Genomic DNA, 22481 nt, shown 5'->3' with positions numbered 1-22481 from the left:
GGTCCTGCCAACCCACACCGCCCCGCCTCTGACAGGTTCCTGGTGACGGTGAAAACGGCTGGGCTTCTGATCTCATCAATTCCTTCGATATCTGACAGATGTTCATCCACGCATGGCGTGGATCTACTGCAGATCGCAGGAAACTGTCGAAGGCGGGGTGGGTCCGGTTGAGGGGGCGTGAGCGCCATGGATGGCGCGACCGAGCCTCCATGGACGGATTTACGGCGTCCCCCTCAACCGGACCCACCCCGCCATCCCACAGGAAGCCAGCTTTTGACGTTGCTGTGGCTTCTGCGGGTGCCGGGCGCCGCCCGGCCGAACTACAATCCCGCTCATGCTGAAATTCTCGACTACCTCCCGCCGGGGGCGCCGATGAGCGGCCGTGGCGGCAATGACGGCCAGGTCCGTATCATCGGCGGACGCTGGCGCAATACCCGCCTGCCGGTGCCGACCCTGCCGGGGCTTCGCCCCAGCAGCGACCGCGTACGCGAAACCCTGTTCAACTGGCTGATGCCCAGGCTCGGCGGGGCCCGGGTGCTGGATCTGTTCGCCGGCAGTGGCGCGCTGGGGCTGGAGGCGGTCTCGCGTGGTGCCGCCCACGCCACCCTGGTCGAGCGCGATGCCCAGCTGGGGCGTAATCTGACCGCCGCGGTGGCCAAGCTGCAGGCCAGCGACCAGATCAGCGTCGTGCAGGCCGATGCCCTGCGCTGGCTGCAGGGCGCGCCCGCGCAGCAGGCCGACCTAGTCTTCATCGACCCACCGTTCGCCGATGGCCTGTGGCAGGACGTGCTGGCCCAGCTGCCGCGGCACCTGGCCGCCGATGCCTGGCTGTACCTGGAATCGCCGGCCGGCCACGTGCCGGTGCTGCCGCCGGACTGGCTGCTGCACCGCGAGGGCGGCACCCGTGAGGTGCGCTTTGCCCTGTACCGCCGTGCCACTGCTACACTTTGACCTCATCTGAACATCTGCATCCGCCCATGACCGTGGCCAACCGCCGCATCGCCGTCTATCCCGGCACGTTCGACCCGATCACCAACGGTCACATCGACCTGGTGAGCCGCGCCGCGCCGCTGTTCGAAAAGGTCGTGGTCGGCGTGGCGCAGAGCCCGTCCAAGGGCCCGGCGCTGCCGCTGGAGCAGCGCGTGCAGCTGGCGCGTGGCGCGCTGGCGCACCACGGCAATGTCGAGGTCATCGGCTTCGATACCCTGCTGGCGCATTTCGTACGCTCGGTCCAGGGCGGGGTGCTGCTGCGCGGCCTGCGCGCGGTGTCCGATTTCGAGTACGAATTCCAGATGGCCAGCATGAACCGTCACCTGATCCCCGAGGTCGAGACCCTGTTCCTGACCCCGGCCGAGCAGCACAGCTTCATTTCGTCCTCGCTGGTCCGCGAGATCGCACGCCTGGGCGGCGACGTGTCCGGTTTCGTGCCGGCCGCGGTGCTCGAAGCCCTGCGCAAGGTCCGCGAAGCGAAGTCGGCACAGTCGTAAGCCCCGCTGTACCCGCACCCCATTACGTACAACACCACGCACCATTCCGGGAGGAAACCCATGAACACCACCATGCGCGCGATGCTGATCGCTTCGTTGGCCCTGGCCTTCACCGCCTGCAAGAAGGAAGAGGCCGCTCCGGTCGACGAGGCCAAGCAGGCCCTGGTCGCTCCGTCCAAGGACGACGATGCAGGCTGGAAGAAGTACCTGCAGGAAGTGGCGATCCAGAACATGGGCAACATCACCAACAGCCCGTTCCTGTACTACCTCTCGCCCGAATCGGACCCGGACTTCCAGGCCAAGTACGAGCGCCAGACCGAGAGTGCGACCCAGGCCGTGGCCCGTGGCGTGCAGCCGGGCAACATGCTGGCCTTCGGTTCGTCGGCCTCGGGCAAGATGGCTGACATGATCCAGGCCGTGTTCAAGGACGTGTCGCCGGATTCGATGAAGGGCGTGCGCGTCGTCTTCATCGGCCAGTCGGCCGACAACGCCCGTGTGCAGGCTGCGATCCAGCCGACCGGTGCCGAGTACATTTTCGTCGAAGCCAAGTAATACCGAGCCATGGCGGCCATGCTGCGGCATGGCCCGGGCGGCGTCCTGCAAGGGCGCCGCTGATGACCTGACCGGCCCGCGCGCCCGCGCTGGCCGGTCCTTTGTCCCAGGGCGCGGGCGAGGAGTATCGCCGTGTCGCTGAAAATCAACGAGCTCTGCGTCAACTGCGACGTATGCGAGCCGGCCTGCCCGAACCAGGCCATTGCGATGGGTGAAACCATCTACGTGATCGACCCTGCGCGCTGCACCGAATGCGTGGGTCATTTCGACGAGCCACAGTGCGTGGTCGTCTGCCCGGTCGAGTGCATCGACCCGGACCCGGAGATCGTGGAAACGGAAGACCAGCTGCTGGCCAAGCTGCGCCAGCTGCAGCACGATCACCCCGAACTCTATGCGGAGCCCCCATCCGAATGAAGACGTTGATCGTCCGCCGCCTGTTGCTGCTCGGCCTGCTGCTGAGTCCAATTGCCTGGGCCGACAGCCCGGCCCGTGCCGAGCGCCCCGATGGCGCGGCCATTGCCAGCGGCCACGCGCTGGCCACCCAGGCCGGCATCGACATCCTGGCGCAGGGCGGCAACGCCTTCGACGCCGCGGTGGCGGTATCGTCCACGCTGGCGGTGGTCGAGCCGATCAGTTCCGGCCTGGGCGGTGGCGGCTTCTTCCTGCTGCATGATGCGGCCACCGGCAAGGACGTGATGCTGGACGCGCGCGAGACCGCGCCGGCTGCAGCAACCCCGCAGGCCTTCCTCGACAAGCAGGGCAACCTCGACCGTGACCGCTCGGTCAACGGCGCGTGGTCGGCTGGCATTCCGGGCCTGCCCGCAGCTCTGGTCGAACTGTCGGCCAAGCATGGCAAGCTGCCGCTGTCGGCGTCGCTGCAGCCGGCGATCCGCATCGCGCGCGAAGGTTTCCCGGTGTACGACCGCATGGCCAAGGGCTATGCCTCTCGCCGAGAGGTGATGGAGCGCTATCCCGGCACGCGCGAGGTCTACCTGCGCAATGGCAAGCCGATCGCCACCGGCGACCTGTTCAAGCAGCCGGAGCTGGCACAGACGCTGGAGCGCTTGGCCGCGGGTGGCTTCGATGGCTTCTACAAGGGCCAGACCGGAACGCTGTTGCTGGCCGGCGTGAAGCAGGCCGGCGGCAAGTGGACCGCCGAAGAGCTGGCCGGCTACCGCGTGAAGCAGCGTGAACCGATCGTGTTCAACTACAACGGCTGGAAGATCACCACCGCACCGCCGCCGTCGTCCGGTGGCATCGCGCTGGCCAGCATGCTGCAGATCCTGGAAGGCTGGGACATCAGGAAAATGGACCCGGCGCACCGCACCCATCTGGTGGTGGAATCGATGCGCCGCGCCTACCGTGACCGCACCTTCTTCCTTGGCGATCCGGACTTCGTGCAGATCCCGCAGAAGGTGCTGACCAGCAAGGACTATGCACAAGGCCTGCGGGCGACCATCCATCCGGAGAAGGCCACGCCCAGCGACCTGCTGTCGGGCAACCCGACGCCGCTGGAAGATGACGAGACCACGCACTTCTCGATCATCGATCGCGACGGCAACCGCGTCGGCGCCACCCAGACCGTCAACCTGCTGTACGGCTCGGGGCTGATTCCCAAGGGCACCGGCGTGCTGCTGAACAACGAGATGGACGACTTTGCGCTGAAGCCGGGTACGCCCAATGCGTTCGGCGTGATGGGCTATGAGGCCAATGCGCCGAAGGCGGGCAAGCGCATGCTCAGCTCGATGACGCCGACCTTCATGGAGAACGCCGACAAGGTGGTGGTGCTGGGCACCCCGGGCGGCAGCCGCATCATCACCATGGTGCTGCTGGGCATCCTCGGCTACGACGACGGCCTGGATGCGCAGCAGGTTGCCGCGCTGCCGCGCTACCACCACCAGTGGCTGCCGGACCTGATCGAAGCCGAGGACGATGCGTTCGACGCGGCGACGGTGAAGCAGCTGCAGGCGATGGGTCACAAGATCGACCTGCCCGGCGATGTCGCCGCAGGCGGCCGTGGGTCCAGCCACGTGTGGGGCAACCTGCAGACCGTGGAATGGGACCGCAAGACGAACACGCTGTTCGGCGGCAGCGATCCCCGGAACCCGGTGGGCAGCGCCCAGGTCGTACCAGCACGCTGATACGGTAGCGCCGGCCGCTGGCCGGCAATCTGGCAGATCCCTGAAACCCCGCCTTTGCCGGCGGGATTTTCAGTTTCCTTTCTAGCGATTATTTAACGAGCCGGCGCCGATAATCGACACATGAAACTCTGGTCTATTCGTGGAAACTCGCAGCGCCTTGATGGCGGCGCGATGTTCGGCAACGCGCCGCGTGCGTTGTGGGAAAAATGGGCGGCACCTGACGAGCTCAATCGCATCGAGCTGGCCTGCCGTGCGTTGCTTGCCAGCCCGCTGGAAGGCAAGACGGTGCTGTTTGAAACCGGCATCGGTGCATTCTTCGATCCGCGCATGCGTGAGCGCTATGGCGTGCAGGAAAGCCAGCACGTGCTGATCGATTCGTTGCGCGAAGCCGGCTTCGAGCATGAAGACATTGACGTGGTGGTACTCAGCCACCTGCACTTCGATCATGCCGGTGGACTGCTGGCGGCGTGGAGCGAAGGACGCGAGCCGGAACTGCTGTTCCCCAATGCGACCTATGTGGTTGGTGCACAGCACTGGCAGCGCGCCCTGCAGCCGCACCCGCGCGATCGGGCCAGCTTCATTCCGGAGCTGCCTGGGCTGCTACAGGCCAGTGGTCGCCTGGAAGTGGTGGACGGGGAGTACTCGAAGGCGCTCGGCCGCAGCGTGCGCTTCAGCTACAGCGACGGGCATACGCCAGGGTTGATGTTGGCCGAGATCGTCGGTCACGCGCATGCCGGCGAGGGGGCGCATGGTGGCGTGGTGTTCTGTGCCGATCTGATTCCCGGGCGTTCATGGGTGCACGTGCCGATCACCATGGGCTACGACCGCAACGCCGAGCTGCTGATCGACGAGAAGCGGCAGTTCCTTGAAGACAAGCTGGCGCGCAACGTGCGGTTGTTCTTCACCCACGATCCGCAGGTGGCGCTGGCGCAGCTGGGCCGTGACGACAAGGGGCGTTTCGTGACCCTGCACGAACAGGGCGAGCTGAAGGCGCGCGCCCTCGGTTGATGAAAAGGCCGGGCAATGCCCGGCCTTCGTGTGCGGGTAGATCCACGCCATGCGTGGATGGCGTTCTACCCGGACGTGATTGCTACGACGCCTTCAGGCAGCTGCTCATGAAGGTCTTGCGCGCATCACCGGCCAGCTTCTTGGCGCCGGCGTCGGCGTTGCACTTGCGCATGCGTTCCTGCTGTGCATTGACCGGCTTGGCGTCGGCGGCATGGCCACTGAGGCAGGAGCTCTGCGCGGTCTTGTAGGCATCGCCCTTCAATCCCTTGTTCTTGGCCGAGCATTCGGCCATGCGCTGCTGCTGCGGTGTGGTGGCGTTGGCCGCCAGGGGCAGGCTGACCAGCAGGACGGCGGCCAGCAGGAAAGAGGCTTTCATCGGTGTGCTCCAAGCGGTGGCGGGTGCGCGGAGCATTCGCTTCCACACGGCAAGGCCACGTGAAGAATCGCGGTTCGGCCATGACCGCTTGCATCGGCATTCAGATCGGCGTATTACTTAGCCATATGGGTAAGTATGATCCCGCCATCCAGGAAATCTTCCACGCGTTGGCCGACCCGACCCGTTGCGCGATCGTGGCCGCGCTGGGGCAGGGGCCGCGCACGGTGTCGATGCTGGCCGAGCCGTTCGAGATGGCCTTGCCCTCGCTGATGAAACATCTGGCTGTGCTGGAACGCAGCGGCGTGGTGCGCAGCCACAAGCAGGGGCGCATACGCACCTGCGAACTGGTGCCGGCGCGGCTGGGCCAGGCCGAGCAATGGCTGGCCGAACAGCGTGCCATGTGGGAGGCGCGCGCCGACCGCATGGTCGATTTCGTCGAATCCCTTCACCGACAGGAGCAGGCCCATGGCCGCAGACGCAGGTAACAACCCCGACACTGATCTGGTCATCAGCCGTGTGCTCAACGCACCGCGCGCCGCCTTGTGGCGTGCGTGGACCGACCCGGAACTGCTGCGCCAGTGGTGGTGCCCGAAGCCCTGGACCACCGAGGTGCGTGCATTCGACCTGCGCCCCGGCGGGGCCTTCCACACCTTCATGCAGGGCCCTGATGGCGGCAGCAGTGACAATCCGGGCAGCTTCCTGGAGATCGTGCCGCAGCAGCGCCTGGTGTTCACCTCGATGCTGGGGCCAGGCTGGCGACCGCAGTCACCGTGGCTGGGCTTCACCGCCGTCATCACCATGGAGGACGAGGGGCCGGGCTGCCGCTACACCGCGCGGGTGATGCATCCGGACAAGGCCCTGCGTGACCAGCATGAGCAGCTGGGCTTCTTCGACGGCTGGAACACCGTCATCGGCCAGCTGGAAGCCTTCGCAGCCGGCCTGTAGGCCGGCATCCGGGATGGGGTCAGAGCCCTTTCTGCGAAAGGGATCCGACCCCCGCGGTGTTGGGGTCAGATCCCTTTCGGCACGAAAGGGCTCTGACCCCGGTTCGGCGGTTCAGCCGACGCGGGTACCGAAGATGCGGTCGCCGGCATCGCCCAGGCCCGGCAGGATGTAACCCTTGTCGTTGAGCTGGGCATCGATGGCCGCGGTGTAGATCTCCACGTCCGGGTGCACAGCCTTGACCGCTTCGATGCCTTCCGGCGCGGCCACCAGGAAGATGCCCTTGATGCGGCGGGCACCGGCCCGCTTGAGCATGTCGATGGTGGCGATCAGGGTGCCGCCGGTGGCCAGCATCGGGTCCAGGATCAGCGCGTCGCGCTCTTCCAGGCGGCCGGTCAGGCGCTCGAAGTAGGGCACTGGCTGCAGGGTTTCCTCATCACGCTGCAGGCCGACCACGCTGACGCGTGCTGCCGGGATCAGCGACAGCACGCCGCTGAGCATGCCCAGGCCGGCGCGCAGGATCGGCACCACGGTGATCTTGGCACCGGCGATGCGCTGCACGGTGACCGGGCCGGCCCAGCCGGGCAGGGTGTGCGGCTCGGTGTCCAGGTCGGCAGTGGCCTCGTAGGCCAGCAGGGTGCCGAGCTCGTTGGCCAGTTCGCGGAAATCCTTGGTGCTGAGCGCGGCATTGCGCATCAGGCCGATCTTGTGCTGCACCAACGGGTGGCGCACTTCGACGATCTTCATGGTCGGGAAGGGGAAAAGGAGAGAGGGCGCCATTTTGCCGGATCGGCGGGCCGAACCCCAAACCGGGCCGTGGCCCTGGTACGCGAAATGTGCAGATGCATGTCATTGCCATGCAACCTTGCGGACATACCGTGCAGACCCATTCTTAACAGGAATGGGGATTCCCAGTGCATATCAAGACTCCGTTGGCCGTTGCCATCACCCTGACCCTGGCGATGGGGGCCGCAGCACCGCTGCAGGCCGCCGGGCAGCAGGCGATTGCCGCCACCGGCGCCGTGGCCGCCGATGCGGTCGATCTGGACCGCATCGAAGTGCGCGCCCAGCTCGAGGCGCAGATCCGTGCGGTCGACCTCAAGCGCAGCAGCAACGCGATCGAAGACGCGGTGTCGTCCGATGCCCTGGGCCAGTACCCGGACAAGAACGTGGCCGAGTCACTGCAGCGCCTGCCGGGCATCAGTGTGACCCGCGACCAGGGCGAAGGCCGCTACGTGGTCGTGCGCGGACTGGATGCCAACCTCAACAGCGTCAGCGTCGACGGCATCGCCATCGGCACCCCGGACAACTCCAGCCGCGCCGCACCGATGGACGTGATCCCGTCCGATTCGACCGAGCGCCTGCGCGTGGTCAAATCGCCGACCCCGGACATGCCGGGTGATGCCATCGGTGGCGCGATCCTGGTCGAGACCGCTTCGGCGTTCGATCGTGATGGCCGCAGCCTGCGCGCCAAGATCGAAGGCAGCCACCAGCAGCTTTCGGGCGAGACCAGCCCGAAGGCCGCCTTCAACTACAGCGAAGTGTTCAACAACACCTTCGGCATCGCCGCCGGCGTGAACTACCAGAAGCGGACGTTCGAATCGGACAACAGCGAAGTGGAATACGGTGATGTCAGCGGCAACAAGGATCTGACCACCACCCGTCCAGGCGAAATCACCGCGCTGAACCTGCAGAACCGCAAGTACGAGATCGAGCGCAAGCGCATCGGCGCCAACCTCAATCTCGACTGGCGCCCGAACGAGCACAGTCGCTACTACGTGCGCACGCTGTACAGCCAGTTCGACGATGCCGAAACCCGCCAGCGCGTGATCTTCAACTTCAACAGCGCCGACATGATCGCCACCGGCACCGACCAGTATCGACTGGCCGGCATGCCGAAGGATTCGATCGACAAGCGCATGCGCTACCGCACCAAGGAAGAGAACACATTCGCCGCCAGCCTCGGTGGCGAGAACACGCTGACCGACGCGGTGCTGGACTACAAGATCGGCTATACCCGCACCGAAGAACGCGTGGACGACGAGATCGAGTCGCGCTTCAAGCTCAACGGCAAGGCCTTCAATGGCACGTTGGACCAGCGCAGCCGCCTGCCCACCTACACCTTCGACAACGACCAGTGGCTGGACAACGCCAACTACAAGTTCGATCGTGTGGTGGCCAAGCCGAAGAAGGTGGACGACGAGGAGCGCAGCGCGCAGGTCAACATCCGCTTCGACGGCGACAACAGCAGCTACAAGTTCGGCCTGCTCGGCCGCTGGCGCGACCGTGACGTGAACGTCGATGAGGCGTCGCTGCGCGTGGGCCCGGCGATCAAGCTCAGCGACTGGACCACCGGTTCGCCGGAACACCGCCATGGCCTGATGGGGCAGGGCATGGACTCTTCGGCGATGCGCAGCTACTGGTCGCAGCACAGTGGCGAGTACAGCGCCCGTCCGCAGGACGTCGGTGGCAACGCCGCGACGTCTCTGGAAGGCGACTACACCGCGCGCGAAGACGTGTTCGCCAGCTATGCGATGGGCACCTGGGACATCGGTGCGCTGCGCGTGATCGGCGGCGTGCGTGTGGAGAACACCCGCTTCAGCGCCACCGGCAATCGCGTGGACGTGGCCAAGGACGGGCGCTCCTACACCGCGACCCGGGTCACCGCCAGCAAGAGCTACAACAACGTACTGCCGGGGCTGCACCTGCGTTACGACGCCAGCGACGACTGGGTGTTCCGCTTCGCCGCCAACAAGACGGTGGCCCGCCCGGGCTTCGGCGATGCCTCGCCGCGCATTGGCCTGGCCCGCAACGACAATGAAGTGCGCCTGGGCAACCCGGAGCTGGATCCGTACGAGTCGACCAATATCGACCTGTCGGTGGAGAAGTACATCGGCGACAGCGGCATCCTCTCGCTGGGCGTGTTCCACAAGTCGATCGACGGCTACATCGTGCAGGTCCGACAGGGCGGCACCGACGGCATCTACGACGGCCTGCCGGTGGTGACCTCGATCAATGGCGACAAGGCCAAGGTGCGCGGCGCCGAATTCAACTGGCAGCAGCAGCTGTCGTTCCTGCCGACCGGCTGGGATGGCCTGCTGGTGGGTGCCAGCGGCACCTGGCTGGACACTGATTTCGACCCGGGCCTGGCCAAGCGCGCCGGTGAGGACTTCACCCTGCCGCGTGCCTCGAAGAACGTGTACAGCGCGCACATCGGCTATGAGAAGTATGGCCTGAGCACCCGTGTGGCGGCCGTGCACCGCAGTGAGTACCTGGATACCCTTGGTGCCGGCCGTGCCTTCGATATCTTCGTTGCGCCGAACACCCAGCTCGATTTCTCGCTGGACTACAAGTTCACCCCGCGGGTGAGCATGTATTTCGAAGCACAGAACCTGCTGGACAAGCCGCTTGAGCTGTACCAGGGCACGCGCTCGCGCACCCTGCAGATGGAAGAATACGGTCGTACCTACGCGCTCGGCCTGAAGGTGGCACTGTGATGGGGCGTGGCATCACCGTCCTGGCGGTCGCGCTCGCGGCGACCCTGGCCGCCGGCTGCAGGCCGGCGACCGGCAACGATCCGGCCGCGGCCCCAACGGCAGCGAAAGCCGGGGGCGCGCGCACGGTGACCACCATCGCCGAAGCCTTCCTGTCACCGATGACCCCGGCCGACAACATCGACTCGCCGGCGGCCTGGCGCGCGCCGGACGGCGCGCTGTGGCTGATCGCCACCGCCAAGGCCACCGACAAGCTGGTGGTCTACGACGGCAGCACCGGCCAGCACCTGCGTGACGTCGGCAGCAGCGGCACCGCACCGGGGCAGTTCGACCGCCCAAACGGCATCGCGGTGATCGACGACCTGCTGTGGATCGTGGAGCGCGACAATCACCGCGTGCAGGTGCTGAGCCTGCCGGACTTCGCGCCGCTGGCGACGTTCGCTGCGGACGACCTGCGCAAGCCGTACGGGCTGTGGGTCGACCGCCGTGCCGATGGCTACAGCGTCTACGTCACCGATTCCTGGGACAACGGCGAGGATGCGCAGGGGCGTGACATCCTGCCGCCGCTGGCCGAGCTGGACAAGCGCGTACGCCAGTACCACGTGACCCGCGACGGCGCGAAGGTCGAGGCGAAGCTGGTGGCCAGCATCGGCGATACCACCGAAGCCGGTGCGCTGCGCGTGGTCGAGTCGATCTGGGGCGACCCCGAGAACGACCGACTGCTGATCGCCGAAGAGGACGAGAGCTACGCCAGCGAGTTCAAGGTCTACACCCTGGCCGGACGCTTCACCGGCACCACGTTCGGCCGCGACGTGTTCAAGGCGCAGGCCGAAGGCGTGACCCTGCGCACCTGCGGCAAGGACGGCTGGTGGATCACCACCGAACAGGGCAAGCAGCGCAGCGTGTTCCATCTGTTCGACCGGCACACGCTGAAGTCGGTCGGCGCGTTCCAGGGCAACACCGTGGCCAACACCGATGGCATCTGGATGATGCAGCAGCCCAGCGCGCGCTTCCCGCACGGTGCGCTGTATGCGGTGCATGACGACCAGGGCGTGGTGGCCTTCGACTGGGAGAGCATCGCCAAGCAGCTCGCGCTGCCGCTGGAGTGTGGCGCATGAGCCGGCAGTGCGTGATGCGCGCGCTGGCGCTGGGCCTGCTGCTGGCGCTGCCGTCGCTGTCGTTTGCGGCGGCCGAGCCGAATACCCAGGTGCCGGCGGGCAGCCGCCACTACGCAGCGACGACGGTGCCGGACCGCATCGTGGCCTCGCCGGCGGTGGATCCCAGCCATGGTTTCGCCGTGGCCTGGCGTACCGATGGCAGCGTGCAGGCGCCGCTGTTGGAAATCGCCCTGGCCGGGGATTCGCCGGCCATCGAGGGCATCCGCCAGGTGCGCGCAACGACCCGCGCGCTGCAGACGGAGAACGGATTGTCGCACCATCATCGTGCCGACATCAGCGGCCTGCAGCCGGACACCCAGTACGTCTACCGCGTGCAGGGCAATGGCAGTTGGAGTGCCTGGAACCAGCTGCGTACGCTGGCCGCGGCCGACCAGCCGCTGACCCTGCTGTACTTCGGCGATACCCAGAACAAGAACGTCAGCCATGTCAGCCGCGTGGTGCGTGCCGCGCAGAAGGCTGCACCGCAGGCGCGCGTGAGCCTGTTCGCCGGTGACCTGGTCAGCGGCGGCGACAACATGGATGACAGCGAGTGGGGCGAGTGGTTTGCCGCCTCCGGCTGGCTGGCGCAGGAAACGCTGGTGGCCCCGGCCATCGGCAACCACGAGTACTTCGAGGAATTCGAGGACACCCCGCAGGAGCGCCGCGTGCTGGGCCGGCACTGGCCGATGACCTTCGCGCTGCCGGGCAATGGCGCCGCCGCCGCGCAGCAGACCAGCTACTGGTTCGATGCGCAGGGCGTGCGCGTGGCGGTGGTCGATGGCACCTCGGCACTCGATCTCGGCACGGCCAAGGCGCAGGCACAGTGGCTGGACACGATCCTGACCGGCAACCCGCAGCCGTGGACCATCGTATTGCTGCACCAGCCGTTCTACTCGCCGCGCGAAGGGCGCGAGAACGCCGCGCTGCGTGACGTGCTGTTGCCGGTGGTACGTCGCCACAACGTCGATCTGGTGCTGCAGGGCCACGATCACACCTATGGCCGTCGTGGCGAGGGGCAGGCTGCGACGCCGCAGTACGTGGTGACCGTGGCCGGGCCGAAGCAGTACCGCCTTTCCGACGAAGCCCGCAGGACGATGGATCCGGTGGCCGAAGATACCCAGCTGTTCCAGGTGCTGAACATCGACCCGCAACACCTGCGCTACGAAGCGCGCACGGTTACCGGGCGGCTCTACGATGCCTTCGAACTGCGCCGTGATGCCAAGGGTGGCAAGCAGCGCACGGAGCTGACCGAAGGCCGCATCACGCCACGCGACTGCCCGCGCGCGCAGACCGCCAAGGGTCGCGCAGACCGTTGCTGGGAATGAAGGGATGCCGATGACCACGTCCCGACGCATCCTTCCTCTCGCTGCCATCGGTGCTGCCCTGCTGCTGCTGGCCAGTGCCGTGGCCGCAGCCGATGCCGTGCTGCATCCGTTCCTGGTCGCCCAGCCGAAGCAGGCCCCGCAGGAGGTGAATCTGGCGGTGGAGATTCCGGCCGGCAGCTTCACCAAGTACGAGATCAAGGAAGACGGTCTGGTGCACGTGGACCGCTTCCAGTCGATGCCGGTGGCCTATCCGGCCAACTACGGTTCGATGCCGCGCACCCTGGCCGGTGACAACGATCCGCTGGATGCGCTGGTGCTGACCCGTGAGCCCCTGCATCCGGGTGTGATCGTGCGTTTCCGGCCGATCGGTTACCTGAAGATGATCGATGGCGGCGAGCACGACGAGAAGATCATCGGCGTGCCGACCGACACGGTCGACCCGACCTACGCCAGCATCCGTGACCTGGCGGATCTGCCGGAGGTCGAGCGCCAGCGCATCGAAGCCTTCTTCCGGGTCTACAAGGACCTGCCGGCCGGGCGCAATCCGGTGCAGCTCAACGGCTGGGGCAATGCCGCCGAAGCCCGCGCGCTGATCAGTGAAGCGATGGAGCGGTTCAAACAGTAGATCCACGCCTTACGTGGATGGCCGCCTGCGCGCATCTCCTTCACCGCCGCTGGCTATCATGTCCGCCTTCCACAACGAAGGCGGTGCATGTGTCGGTAGCGCTGGTATGGTTCCGCCGTGATCTGCGGCTGCAGGACAATCCGGCCCTGCAGGCCGCGCTGGATGCGGGCCACGACGTGGTGCCGGTCTACATCCATGCGCCGCACGAGGAAGGCGAGTGGGTGCCTGGCGCGGCCTCCGATGCGTGGCGCCATCGTTCACTGGGCGCATTGGATGCCGACCTGCGCGTGCGCGGTTCGTCGCTGGTGCTGCGCAGTGGTGACAGTCTGCCGACCCTGCAGTTGCTGATCGAGCAGACCGGCGCCGAGGCGGTGTACTGGAACCGCAAGTACGAGCCGGCCACCCAGCCTCGCGACGCCACCATCAAGCGTACGCTGCGCGAGCAGGGCATCGATGCGCAGAGCTGCAATGGCAGCCTGCTGTTCGAGCCGTGGGACATCGCCACCCAGCAGGGCCAGCCGTACAAGGTGTTCACGCCGTACTGGCGCAACGTGCTCAGTCATTGGCGCCTGCCCGCGTTGCAGGCCGCGCCGAAGGCATTGGCGGCGCACACCGCCGACAGCCTCGCATTGGACGAGCTGCGGTTAGCGCCTACGCTGGACTGGGATACCGGCTTCTGGGAGCACTGGCAGCCGGGCGAGGCTGGTGCGCTGGAGGCACTTTCCGTATTCGAGGACGGCGCGTTGCGCGGTTACCGCGAGCAGCGCGACCTACCGGATCGGGTCGGTACCTCGCGACTGTCGCCGCACCTGCATTTCGGCGAGATCGCGCCGTGGCGCATCGCCCACGCGCTGGAAGGACTGCGTAGTGCCGGCACCGACGCCGACATCGACGGCTATCTGCGCCAGCTCGGCTGGCGTGATTTCGCCTATCACCTGCTGCATCACTTCCCGAAGACGCCGACCGACAACCTCAACCCGCGTTTTGACCGTTTCCCATGGGCCACGCCGAGTGCCGTACAGCTGCACGACTGGCAGCGCGGCAACACCGGTGTGCCGATCGTCGATGCCGGCCTGCGTGAGCTGTGGCACACCGGCTACATGCACAACCGGGTGCGGATGATCGTGGCCAGCTACCTGTGCAAGCACCTGCGCGCGCACTGGCTGCATGGCGCGCGCTGGTTCTGGGACACGCTGGTCGATGCCGACCTGGCCAACAACACGATGGGCTGGCAATGGGTGGCTGGGACCGGTGCCGATGCCGCGCCGTATTTCCGTGTGTTCAATCCGGTCACCCAGGCCGAGAAGTTCGACCCCCAGGCCCGCTACATCAGCCGCTGGGTGCCGGAACTGGCGGCGCTGCCGGTGAAGGCACGCTTCGCGCCCTGGCAGCATCCGCTGCTGCTGGCAGCGCATGCCCCGGGCTATCCGCGTACCCCGTTGGTGGATCTGGCCGCCGGCCGCGATGCCGCGCTGGCTGCCTACCGGCAGTCGGGAGCGGGGTAAAGTGCGGGCTGAGTGATCCGGTCAGTTAGCTGAACGCGGCCCTGTCGGCGTGCCGGATCATCATTCCGGCATCGCATCGGGCTGTTTATTCTCTTTGCGCCCGCAAGCCGCCGGCCGATCGGAAACCAAGGAGAACCCCATGATCCGCAACACCACCCGCAACGTCGCACTGGCCCTGATGAGTGCGGCCGTCCTGTCGGCCTGCGCCACCGGCGGCTCCTATGTGCAGAGTGACCAGTATGGCAACCCGACCGAGCAGCAGAACCGCACCGGCCGCAATGCACTGATCGGCACCGCCATCGGTGTGGCCGCTGGCCTGCTGACGGGCGACAGCGCTACCGAACGCCGTCAGCACGCGCTGATCGGTGCCGGTATCGGCGCACTCAGCGGTGCCGCTGTCGGCCAGTACCAGGATCGCCAGGAACGCGCACTGCGCGAGCGCACCGCCAACACCGGCATCGATGTGCAGCGCCAGGGCGACAACATCATGCTGAACCTGCCGGATGGCATCACCTTCGACTTCGGCAAGTCGACCCTGAAGCCGCAGTTCTACGGCTCGCTCAATGGCGTCGCGGGCACCCTGCGTGACTACAACCAGACCATGATCGAAGTGGTTGGCCACACCGACAGCATCGGCAGCGACGCGGTCAACAACCGCCTGTCCAAGGAACGCGCCGACTCGGTCGCGCAGTACCTGATCGGCCAGGGCGTGCAGAGCGTGCGTATCGAAACGCTGGGCGCCGGCAAGTCGTACCCGATTGCCGACAACAGCACCGATGCCGGTCGCGCCAAGAACCGCCGCGTCGAGATCCGCGTGATTCCCCTGAAGCAGTAACGCGTAGCGTTACGGTTCCGGCGCAGCCGGAACGAAAATGCCGCCCTTGCAGGCGGCATTTTCTGTAGGTGCCGAGCTTGCTCGGCACGCCGATAGCGCTCCCGGTCGCGGCTTCTCCGAACGGCGCCGACCAAGGTCGGCATCTACCGAAAGCCAGGCAGCCGGAACGAAAATGCCGCCCTTGCAGGCGGCATTTTCTGTAGGTGCCGAGCTTGCTCGGCACGCCGACAGCCCATGTGGAAAGCCATGCCGACCAAGGTCGGCATCTACCTGGAAATTGGCGCACGGCATCGTTGTGGATTACGCCGCCGAAGCCGCGACCTTCTCCAGGATGCGCTTGCCACTGCTTTCCAGCGCGGCGTCTTCCTTTTCCTTCTGCTGCTGCGCCAGCTTCGCGCCTGGGCACTGCGCCAGCATGTAGTTGGCGTCGAAGTTGAGCTTCTCGACCAGGAAGTCGACGAATGCACGCACCTTCGGCGAGACCAGGCGGCCACCGGCGAACACGGCGTTGAAGTCCACTTCCGGCCCGGTCCAGCCAGCCAGCACGCGGCGCACCATGCCCGATTCGACGAACGGCTTGGCCATCACGTCGCCGGTCAGCAGCAGGCCTTCGCCACAGACCAATGCACCATTCAACGCAGACATGTCGTTGGCGGTCATCAGCGGGGTGACCGGGAAGTCACGCAGCTCGCCGCCGTTCTCGCCCAGCTGCCAGGTGAAGCGCGGCGAGTTGCCGGTGTGGTACGGCTTGCGCATCGCCAGGATGCGATGGAACTGCAGCTCTTCCGGGTGCAGCGGCTCACCATAGCGTTCGATGTAGGCCGGGCTGGCGAACACCTGCGTGCGCAGGCTGCCCAGCTTGCGTGCCACCAGGTTGGAATCGGGCAGGGCACCCACGCGCAGGGCCAGGTCCGCCTCACCTGCAATCAGGTCCAGCTTCTCGTTGCCCATGTGCATGTCCAAGCGGATCTCTGGATACTGCGCATGGAACTGGCCCAGCAGCGGCGCAATCCAGGTGATGCCGATCGAGTAAGGCACAGTGAAGCGCAGCCAGCCGCGCGGACCGGACTGCAGCTGGCTTACCGCGCTCTCGGCTTCTTCAAGCTCGCGTGCGATGCGCTGGCAGTGCTCGTGATAGATCGAGCCGGCCTCCGTCAGGCCAAGGCGGCGGGTGGTCCGGTGCAGCAGTCGCGCACCCAGGCGGGTTTCCAGCTCCTGCACTTTGCGGCTGACCGTGGTCTTGGGCAGGCCGAGCGATTTGGCAGCGGCAATGAAGCTGCCTTGCTCGACCACTTTGACGAAGATCAGCGTCTCGTTGAGATCGTGGGACATGGTCGGGGATCCTGGACGTCGGGGATGGGACAATCGTGACAGAACGATTGGACCGGGAGCGGGATGATTATTCCCCTTAATCAGGACTAATCAAGTAAAGGTTTGAGGTCTATCGTGGCGCCATTCGTTATTTGGAGCCCGTTCGCCATGAGCCTGCGCAACATTCTTGCCCGTCTCCGGAACGCCGGCCAGAGTACCCTGGACCTGGCGATGACCGTTGAAGCCCGTCCGAGTTCCTTGGTGCACAAGGATTTCCGGGAGTTTACCGCGCCCATGCGTCAACAGCGTGGCGGTGCCATCCGCCTGGTTCCGCACAAGGGTGACCGGCTGCGTCGAATTGGGACTATCCCGGATTTGGGAGGAAATGTCCCGTGAATGGGATACTGACGCCCGAAGTTCTGGTCCTCGGCGGCACCGGTGCCGTGGGCCAGGGCGTGGTCGGCGCCCTGCTGGAGGCCGGCAGCCCGGTGCTGGTGGTCGGGCGCGATCCGGGCCGGTTGGCGGCGCTGCATGAGCAGTTCGCCGATGAGCCGGGCCTGGAAACCGTGCTGGGTTCGCTCAGTGATGATGGCTCGGCGCGGGCACTGGCCGAACGCATCGCGCATCGCCCGCGTCCGCTGGCCGCGGTGATCGCCGCAATGGGCGGCCCTTACCGTCGCGGCCGGGTGACTGACCGCAACGGCGACGAGCTGCTCGGTGCGATGCAGGCCGACCTGATGCCGCACGTGCACGCAGTGCGTCATCTGCTGCCGCTGCTGCAGGACAACGTGCATGCGCGCCGCTACGTGATGATCGGCAGTCCGGCCAATGCCAAGCCATGGGCGGGCTACGGCGAAACCTCGATCACCACTGCCGCGCTGCGCATGTACGCGCAGGTGGTGCACCAGGAAGCCCAGGCACTGGGCGTGCGCGCGCAGATGCTGGAAGTCTGCAGCCCGGTGTGCACCCCAGCCAACGCGGCCAACGCCTGCATCGAGTGGCCCAGCTCGCTGCTGGTCGGTCGCCGCGTGGTCTCGCTGCTCGATGGGTGTCGCGACAACCGCGCCATCGTCCGCTGTGACAGCAGCGATGCCGAACTGCCGCGCGGTCTCCTGCACCTGGAAATTCCTCCGCTCTGGCGCGACACCGCAGGCGTTGCTTGACCTCGACCATGGTTGAGGTCGCAGTATGCGCCGCCGATTTTTGCAACACGTTCTCATATAGCTGTACCACCCCTCCGTACGGATGCATGCCATGACTTCCCCCAACACCACCCCACATCGTTTCGGCCATCGCATCGCGATGGTCGGCGTGTCGATCCTCGCCGCGGCCGTGCTTGCAGCCTGCAGCGGCGGCCATGCCGAAGAAGCCGGTGCACCGCCGCCGCCGCAGGTCAGTGCCGCGCCGGTACTGGTCAAGCAGGTCAGCCAATGGGACGAGTTCAGCGGCCGCGTCGAAGCGGTACAGAGCGTTGAACTGCGCCCGCGCGTGTCCGGCTACATCGACAAGGTCAACTATGTCGAAGGCCAGGAAGTGAAGAAGGGCGAAGTGCTCTTCACCATCGACGCGCGCAGCTACCAGGCCGAGTACGATCGCGCCGCCGCCGAACTCGCCCGCGCCCGCACCCAGGCGACGCTGGCCCGCAGCGAGTCCGAGCGTGCCAAGCGATTGTCCGAGCAGCAGGCGATCTCCACCGAGACCGCCGAGCAGCGTCGCGCTGCCGCCGACCAGTCCGGTGCCGCCGTGCAGGCGGCGCAGGCTGCGTTGGATGCGGCCCGCCTCAACCTGGAGTTCACCAAGGTGCGTGCACCGATCGACGGCCGCGCCGGCCGCGCGATGGTCACCGCCGGCAACCTGGTCACCGCCGGCGACAGCGCCAGCGTGCTGACCACGCTGGTCTCGCTGGATACCGTGTTCGTCTACTTCGATGCCGACGAAAGCACCTTCCTGCGCTACGCACAGATGGCGCGCAAGGGCGAGCGCCCGAGCGAGCGTGACAGCGACCTGCCGGTGAAGGTCGGCCTGTCCGGTGAAGAGGGCTACCCGCACTCCGGCAAGGTCGACTTCCTCGACAACCAGGTGGCGCGCAGCACCGGCACCATCCGTGTCCGCGCGCTGCTGGACAACGCCGACCGCCAGTTCACCCCGGGCCTGTTCGCCCGCGTGCAGCTGCTCGGCAGCGGCCAGTTCCAGGCCCTGCTGATCGACGACAAGGCCGTGCTGACCGACCAGGACCGCAAGTACGTGTACGTGGTCGACAAGGATGGCAAGGCCCAGCGCCGGGACATCCAGCTCGGCCGCACCGCCGACGGCCTGCGTATCGTCGAGCACGGCCTGGCCGCCGGCGACAAGGTGATCATCGATGGCGTGCAGAAGGTCTTCATGCCGGGCATGCCGGTGCAGGCCAAGGCCGTGGCGATGCAGCCACAGGCTGCGGCGCCGGCACCGGGCCGCGATGCCACCGCCGCCCTGAACCACTGATCCGCGTCCCCGCTTAGCTGCCGGCGCCAGCGGCAGCCTTCCCTGCCTTCGTCATCTCGGCGAGGGGCAGGGAGGCTGTTGCCCGCCGAATGCCTTTCCCAGGAATTCCTCCATGGACTTTTCCCGTTTCTTCATCGACAGGCCGATCTTCGCGGCGGTGCTGTCGATCGTGATCTTCGCCGCAGGCCTGATCACGATTCCGATCCTGCCGATCAGCGAGTACCCGGAAGTGGTGCCGCCGTCGGTGGTCGTGCGCACGGTGTATCCGGGCGCCAACCCCAAGGTCATTGCCGAGACCGTCGCCACGCCGCTTGAAGAGGCGATCAACGGCGTCGAAGGCATGATGTACCTGAAGTCGGTCGCCGGCTCGGACGGCGTGCTGCAGATGACCGTCACCTTCCGCCCGGGCACCGACCCGGACGCTGCGGCGGTGAAGGTGCAGAACCGCGTGGCGCAGGCGCAGGCGCGCCTGCCCGAGGACGTGCGCCGGCAGGGCGTGACCACGCAGAAGCAGTCACCGACCTTCCTGATGGTGGTGCACCTGACCTCGCCGCAAGGCAAGTACGACACCCTGTACCTGCGCAACTATGCCCGCCTGCACGTCAAGGATGCGCTGGCGCGCATTCCGGGCGTGGGCGACGCGCAGATCTTCGGTGGTGGCGACTACGCCATGCGCGCCTGGCTGGACCCGGACAAGGTGGCCTCGCGTGGCCTGACCGCCAGCGACGTGGTGCGTGCGATGCGCGAGCAGAACGTGCAGGTCTCGGCCGGCCAGCTCGGTGCCGAGCCACTGCCGAACAGCCAGTTCCTGACCCTGATCAACGCCCAGGGCCGCCTGAAGACCGAAAAGGAATTCGGCGACATCGTGCTCAAGAGCGGTGTGGACGGCGAGATCGTGCGCCTGTCCGACGTTGCCCGCCTGGAACTGGGCGCCGGCGACTACACCCTGCGCTCGCAGCTGGACGGCAAGAACGCGGTCGGTATCGGTATCTTCCAGTCGCCCGGTGCCAACGCGCTGGAGATCCGTGACCAGGTCATCTCGACGATGGACGAGATGCAGAAGACCATGCCGGCCGACGTGAAGTACGAAGCCGTGTATGACACCACCATCTTCGTGCGCGACTCGATCAAGGCCGTGGTCTCCACGCTGCTGGAAGCGATCGCCCTGGTGGTGCTGGTGGTGATCCTGTTCCTGCAGACCTGGCGTGCGTCGATCATTCCGCTGATCGCGGTGCCGGTGTCGGTGGTCGGTACCTTCGCCGCGCTATACCTGCTGGGCTTCTCGATCAACACGCTGAGCCTGTTCGGACTGGTGCTGGCGATCGGCATCGTGGTCGACGACGCGATCGTGGTGGTGGAGAACGTCGAGCGCAACATCGAGGAAGGCCTGTCGCCCACCGCGGCGGCCCACCAGGCCATGCGTGAGGTGTCCGGCCCGATCATCGCGATCGCGCTGGTGCTGTGTGCCGTGTTCGTGCCGATGGCGTTCCTGTCGGGTGTCACTGGCCAGTTCTACAAGCAGTTCGCGGTCACCATCGCCATCTCCACGGTGATCTCGGCGATCAACTCGCTGACCCTGTCGCCGGCCCTGGCCGCGCGCCTGCTGAAGGCCCACGGTGCGCCGAAGGACGGCCCGAGCCGCCTGATCGACCGCCTGTTCGGCTGGGTATTCCGTCCGTTCAACCGCTTCTTCAAGTCCAGCTCGGAGAAGTACGAGCGTGGCGTGGCCCGCATCCTCGGCCGTCGTGGCGCGGTGTTCGTGGTCTACGCGATCCTGCTGGTCGGTACCGGCGTGATCTTCAAGCTGGTGCCGCCGGGCTTCATCCCGACCCAGGACAAGCTGTACCTGATCGCCGGCGTGAAGCTGCCGGAGGGTTCGTCGATCGCGCGTACCGATGAAATGCTGCGCAAGGTTGCCAAGATCGCCCAGGAAACCGATGGCGTGGCCCACACCATCTCGTTCCCGGGCTTGAACGCGCTGCAGTTCACCAATACGCCGAACACCGGTGTGGCGTTCATTCCGCTCAAGCCGTTCGCCGAGCGCCACGGCCGCACCGCCGCGCAGATCAATGCCGAGATCAACCAGAAGATCGCCGGCCTGCAGGAAGGCTTCGCCTTCGCGATGATGCCGCCGCCGATCCTCGGCCTGGGTAACGGCAACGGCTACCAGATGTTCATCGAGGACCGTGGCAACCTGGGTTACGGCGCGCTGCAGAATGCCGTGCAGGCGATGCAGGGCACCGTTGCGCAGACCCCGGGCATGGCCTTCCCGATTTCCAGCTACCAGGCCAATGTGCCGCAGTTGGATGCCGAGGTGGACCGCGTCAAGGCCAAGGCCCAGGGCGTGCAGCTCACCGAGCTGTTCGACACGCTGCAGACCTACCTCGGTTCGGCCTACGTCAACGACTTCAACCAGTTCGGCCGTACCTGGCAGGTGATCGCCCAGGCAGACGGTCCGTTCCGCGAGACGGTCGAGGACATCGGCAAGCTGCGTACCCGCAATGACCGCGGCGAGATGGTGCCGATCGGTTCGATGGTCACCATCAAGCAGACCTTCGGCCCGGACCCGGTGCTGCGCTTCAATGGCTATCCGGCCGCGGACCTGGCCGGTGAAGCCGACCCGCGCCTGCTGTCGTCGGCCGAGGCGATGAACAAGCTGACCGAGATCGCCGGCAAGGTGCTGCCGGTGGGCATGACCACCGAATGGACCGACCTGAGCTACCAGCAGGCAACCCAGGGCAAGGCCGCCTTCATCGTGTTCCCGGTGGCGATCATGCTGGCCTTCCTGGTGCTGGCCGCGCTGTACGAGAGCTGGTCGCTGCCGCTGGCGGTGATCCTGATCGTGCCGATGACCCTGCTGTCCGCGTTGTTCGGCGTGTGGCTGACCGGTGGCGACAACAACGTGTTCGTGCAGGTCGGCCTGGTGGTGCTGATGGGCCTGGCGTGCAAGAACGCGATCCTGATCGTCGAATTCGCCAGAGAGCTGGAGATGGGCGGCAAGGGCATCGTTGAAGCTGCGCTGGAAGCCTGCCGCCTGCGTCTGCGCCCGATCGTGATGACCTCCATCGCGTTCATCGCCGGCACCGTACCGCTGGTGCTGTCGCACGGTGCGGGTGCCGAGGTGCGCTCGGTGACCGGTATCACCGTGTTCGCCGGCATGCTGGGTGTGACCCTGTTCGGACTGTTCCTCACCCCGGTGTTCTACGTGGCCCTGCGCAAGTTCGTCACCCGCAACGGTGGTG

At 66.4% G+C, this 22481-nt stretch carries 21 protein-coding genes; 18 read left to right on the top strand and 3 right to left on the bottom strand.

Translation table 11 applies throughout. The features are described 5' to 3' along the window. The first annotated feature begins 372 nt into the window (after nucleotides 1-372). The 6 genes from rsmD (at nucleotide 373) to N5D91_RS22370 (ending at nucleotide 5188) form a co-directional block, all read left to right on the top strand. Nucleotides 373-951, top strand: a complete 579-nt coding sequence (rsmD, locus tag N5D91_RS22395; RefSeq protein ID WP_014036813.1) for a 16S rRNA (guanine(966)-N(2))-methyltransferase RsmD — start codon at nucleotides 373-375, stop codon at nucleotides 949-951. A gap of 26 nt (nucleotides 952-977) precedes the next feature. Next, nucleotides 978-1487 (top strand): pantetheine-phosphate adenylyltransferase, encoded by a 510-nt coding sequence (coaD, locus tag N5D91_RS22390; protein WP_014036814.1) that lies wholly within the window; start codon nucleotides 978-980, stop codon nucleotides 1485-1487. Between the two features lie 60 nt (nucleotides 1488-1547). Beyond that, nucleotides 1548-2039, top strand: coding sequence for a hypothetical protein (locus N5D91_RS22385; RefSeq protein ID WP_004153167.1), 492 nt, complete (start codon nucleotides 1548-1550; stop codon nucleotides 2037-2039). A gap of 132 nt (nucleotides 2040-2171) precedes the next feature. Continuing rightward, a complete protein-coding gene (locus tag N5D91_RS22380) occupies nucleotides 2172-2453 on the top strand; it encodes a YfhL family 4Fe-4S dicluster ferredoxin (protein ID WP_004153175.1) in 282 nt (93 codons plus the stop codon). Beyond that, nucleotides 2450-4180: a gamma-glutamyltransferase gene (gene ggt, locus N5D91_RS22375; RefSeq protein WP_180854940.1), complete on the top strand. Its 1731-nt coding sequence runs from the start codon at nucleotides 2450-2452 to the stop codon at nucleotides 4178-4180. Before N5D91_RS22380 ends, ggt begins: the two co-directional genes overlap by 4 nt. Nucleotides 4181-4300: 120 nt before the next feature. After that, nucleotides 4301-5188, top strand: coding sequence for an MBL fold metallo-hydrolase (locus N5D91_RS22370; RefSeq protein ID WP_110711934.1), 888 nt, complete (start codon nucleotides 4301-4303; stop codon nucleotides 5186-5188). Nucleotides 5189-5270: 82 nt separating this feature from the next. Here N5D91_RS22370 and N5D91_RS22365 read toward each other — a convergent pair whose 3' ends face one another. Further along, nucleotides 5271-5564, bottom strand: coding sequence for a PsiF family protein (locus N5D91_RS22365; protein ID WP_110711935.1), 294 nt, complete (start codon nucleotides 5562-5564; stop codon nucleotides 5271-5273). A gap of 125 nt (nucleotides 5565-5689) precedes the next feature. Between N5D91_RS22365 and N5D91_RS22360 the strand changes: the two genes are divergently transcribed. Beyond that, entirely contained in the window at nucleotides 5690-6049 is a 360-nt protein-coding gene (locus tag N5D91_RS22360; protein ID WP_110711936.1) for a metalloregulator ArsR/SmtB family transcription factor, read from the top strand. After that, complete coding sequence (locus N5D91_RS22355; RefSeq protein ID WP_110711937.1) at nucleotides 6030-6509, top strand: SRPBCC family protein; 480 nt, start codon at nucleotides 6030-6032, stop codon at nucleotides 6507-6509. The genes N5D91_RS22360 and N5D91_RS22355 overlap by 20 nt, the downstream gene beginning before the upstream one ends. Nucleotides 6510-6620: 111 nt before the next feature. Here N5D91_RS22355 and upp read toward each other — a convergent pair whose 3' ends face one another. Then, nucleotides 6621-7253, bottom strand: coding sequence for a uracil phosphoribosyltransferase (gene upp / locus N5D91_RS22350; RefSeq protein ID WP_005409099.1), 633 nt, complete (start codon nucleotides 7251-7253; stop codon nucleotides 6621-6623). Between the two features lie 167 nt (nucleotides 7254-7420). On the opposite strand from upp, the gene N5D91_RS22345 reads away from it, so the two are divergent. The 6 genes from N5D91_RS22345 (at nucleotide 7421) to N5D91_RS22320 (ending at nucleotide 15447) form a co-directional block, all read left to right on the top strand. After that, entirely contained in the window at nucleotides 7421-10003 is a 2583-nt protein-coding gene (locus N5D91_RS22345; protein WP_180854941.1) for a TonB-dependent receptor, read from the top strand. Continuing rightward, a complete protein-coding gene (locus N5D91_RS22340) occupies nucleotides 10003-11118 on the top strand; it encodes a phytase (RefSeq protein ID WP_180854942.1) in 1116 nt (371 codons plus the stop codon). Before N5D91_RS22345 ends, N5D91_RS22340 begins: the two co-directional genes overlap by 1 nt. A 14-nt stretch (nucleotides 11119-11132) precedes the next feature. Continuing rightward, entirely contained in the window at nucleotides 11133-12482 is a 1350-nt protein-coding gene (locus tag N5D91_RS22335) for an FN3 domain-containing metallophosphoesterase family protein (RefSeq protein ID WP_248860598.1), read from the top strand. 10 nt (nucleotides 12483-12492) lie between these two features. Then, the gene (locus tag N5D91_RS22330) at nucleotides 12493-13107 is read left to right on the top strand and encodes an inorganic diphosphatase (protein ID WP_180854944.1); all 615 of its coding nucleotides are present in this window, start codon (nucleotides 12493-12495) and stop codon (nucleotides 13105-13107) included. 89 nt (nucleotides 13108-13196) lie between these two features. Further along, a complete protein-coding gene (locus tag N5D91_RS22325) occupies nucleotides 13197-14612 on the top strand; it encodes a deoxyribodipyrimidine photo-lyase (RefSeq protein ID WP_180854945.1) in 1416 nt (471 codons plus the stop codon). Nucleotides 14613-14751: 139 nt separating this feature from the next. Next, nucleotides 14752-15447 (top strand): OmpA family lipoprotein, encoded by a 696-nt coding sequence (locus tag N5D91_RS22320; protein ID WP_010484399.1) that lies wholly within the window; start codon nucleotides 14752-14754, stop codon nucleotides 15445-15447. A 300-nt stretch (nucleotides 15448-15747) separates the two neighbouring features. Here the strand turns inward: N5D91_RS22320 and N5D91_RS22315 are convergent, their stop codons facing one another. Beyond that, entirely contained in the window at nucleotides 15748-16779 is a 1032-nt protein-coding gene (locus tag N5D91_RS22315; RefSeq protein WP_005409107.1) for a LysR family transcriptional regulator, read from the bottom strand. A gap of 147 nt (nucleotides 16780-16926) precedes the next feature. On the opposite strand from N5D91_RS22315, the gene N5D91_RS22310 reads away from it, so the two are divergent. From N5D91_RS22310 to N5D91_RS22295, 4 genes are all read left to right on the top strand, one after another. After that, nucleotides 16927-17154, top strand: coding sequence for a hypothetical protein (locus N5D91_RS22310; protein WP_110714299.1), 228 nt, complete (start codon nucleotides 16927-16929; stop codon nucleotides 17152-17154). Further along, entirely contained in the window at nucleotides 17151-17921 is a 771-nt protein-coding gene (locus N5D91_RS22305; protein WP_110711942.1) for an SDR family NAD(P)-dependent oxidoreductase, read from the top strand. The genes N5D91_RS22310 and N5D91_RS22305 overlap by 4 nt, the downstream gene beginning before the upstream one ends. A 91-nt stretch (nucleotides 17922-18012) precedes the next feature. Continuing rightward, nucleotides 18013-19239 (top strand): efflux RND transporter periplasmic adaptor subunit, encoded by a 1227-nt coding sequence (locus N5D91_RS22300; protein WP_110711943.1) that lies wholly within the window; start codon nucleotides 18013-18015, stop codon nucleotides 19237-19239. A gap of 112 nt (nucleotides 19240-19351) precedes the next feature. After that, on the top strand, nucleotides 19352-22481 hold a 3130-nt coding region (locus N5D91_RS22295; protein ID WP_279922746.1), incomplete at its 3' end, for a multidrug efflux RND transporter permease subunit.

The organism is Stenotrophomonas sp. GD03794 (assembly GCF_029842145.1).
GTDB lineage: Bacteria > Pseudomonadota > Gammaproteobacteria > Xanthomonadales > Xanthomonadaceae > Stenotrophomonas > Stenotrophomonas riyadhensis.
The sequence above is the reverse complement of the archived record's forward strand: the minus strand, read 5'-3'. Positions and strand labels throughout refer to the sequence as shown.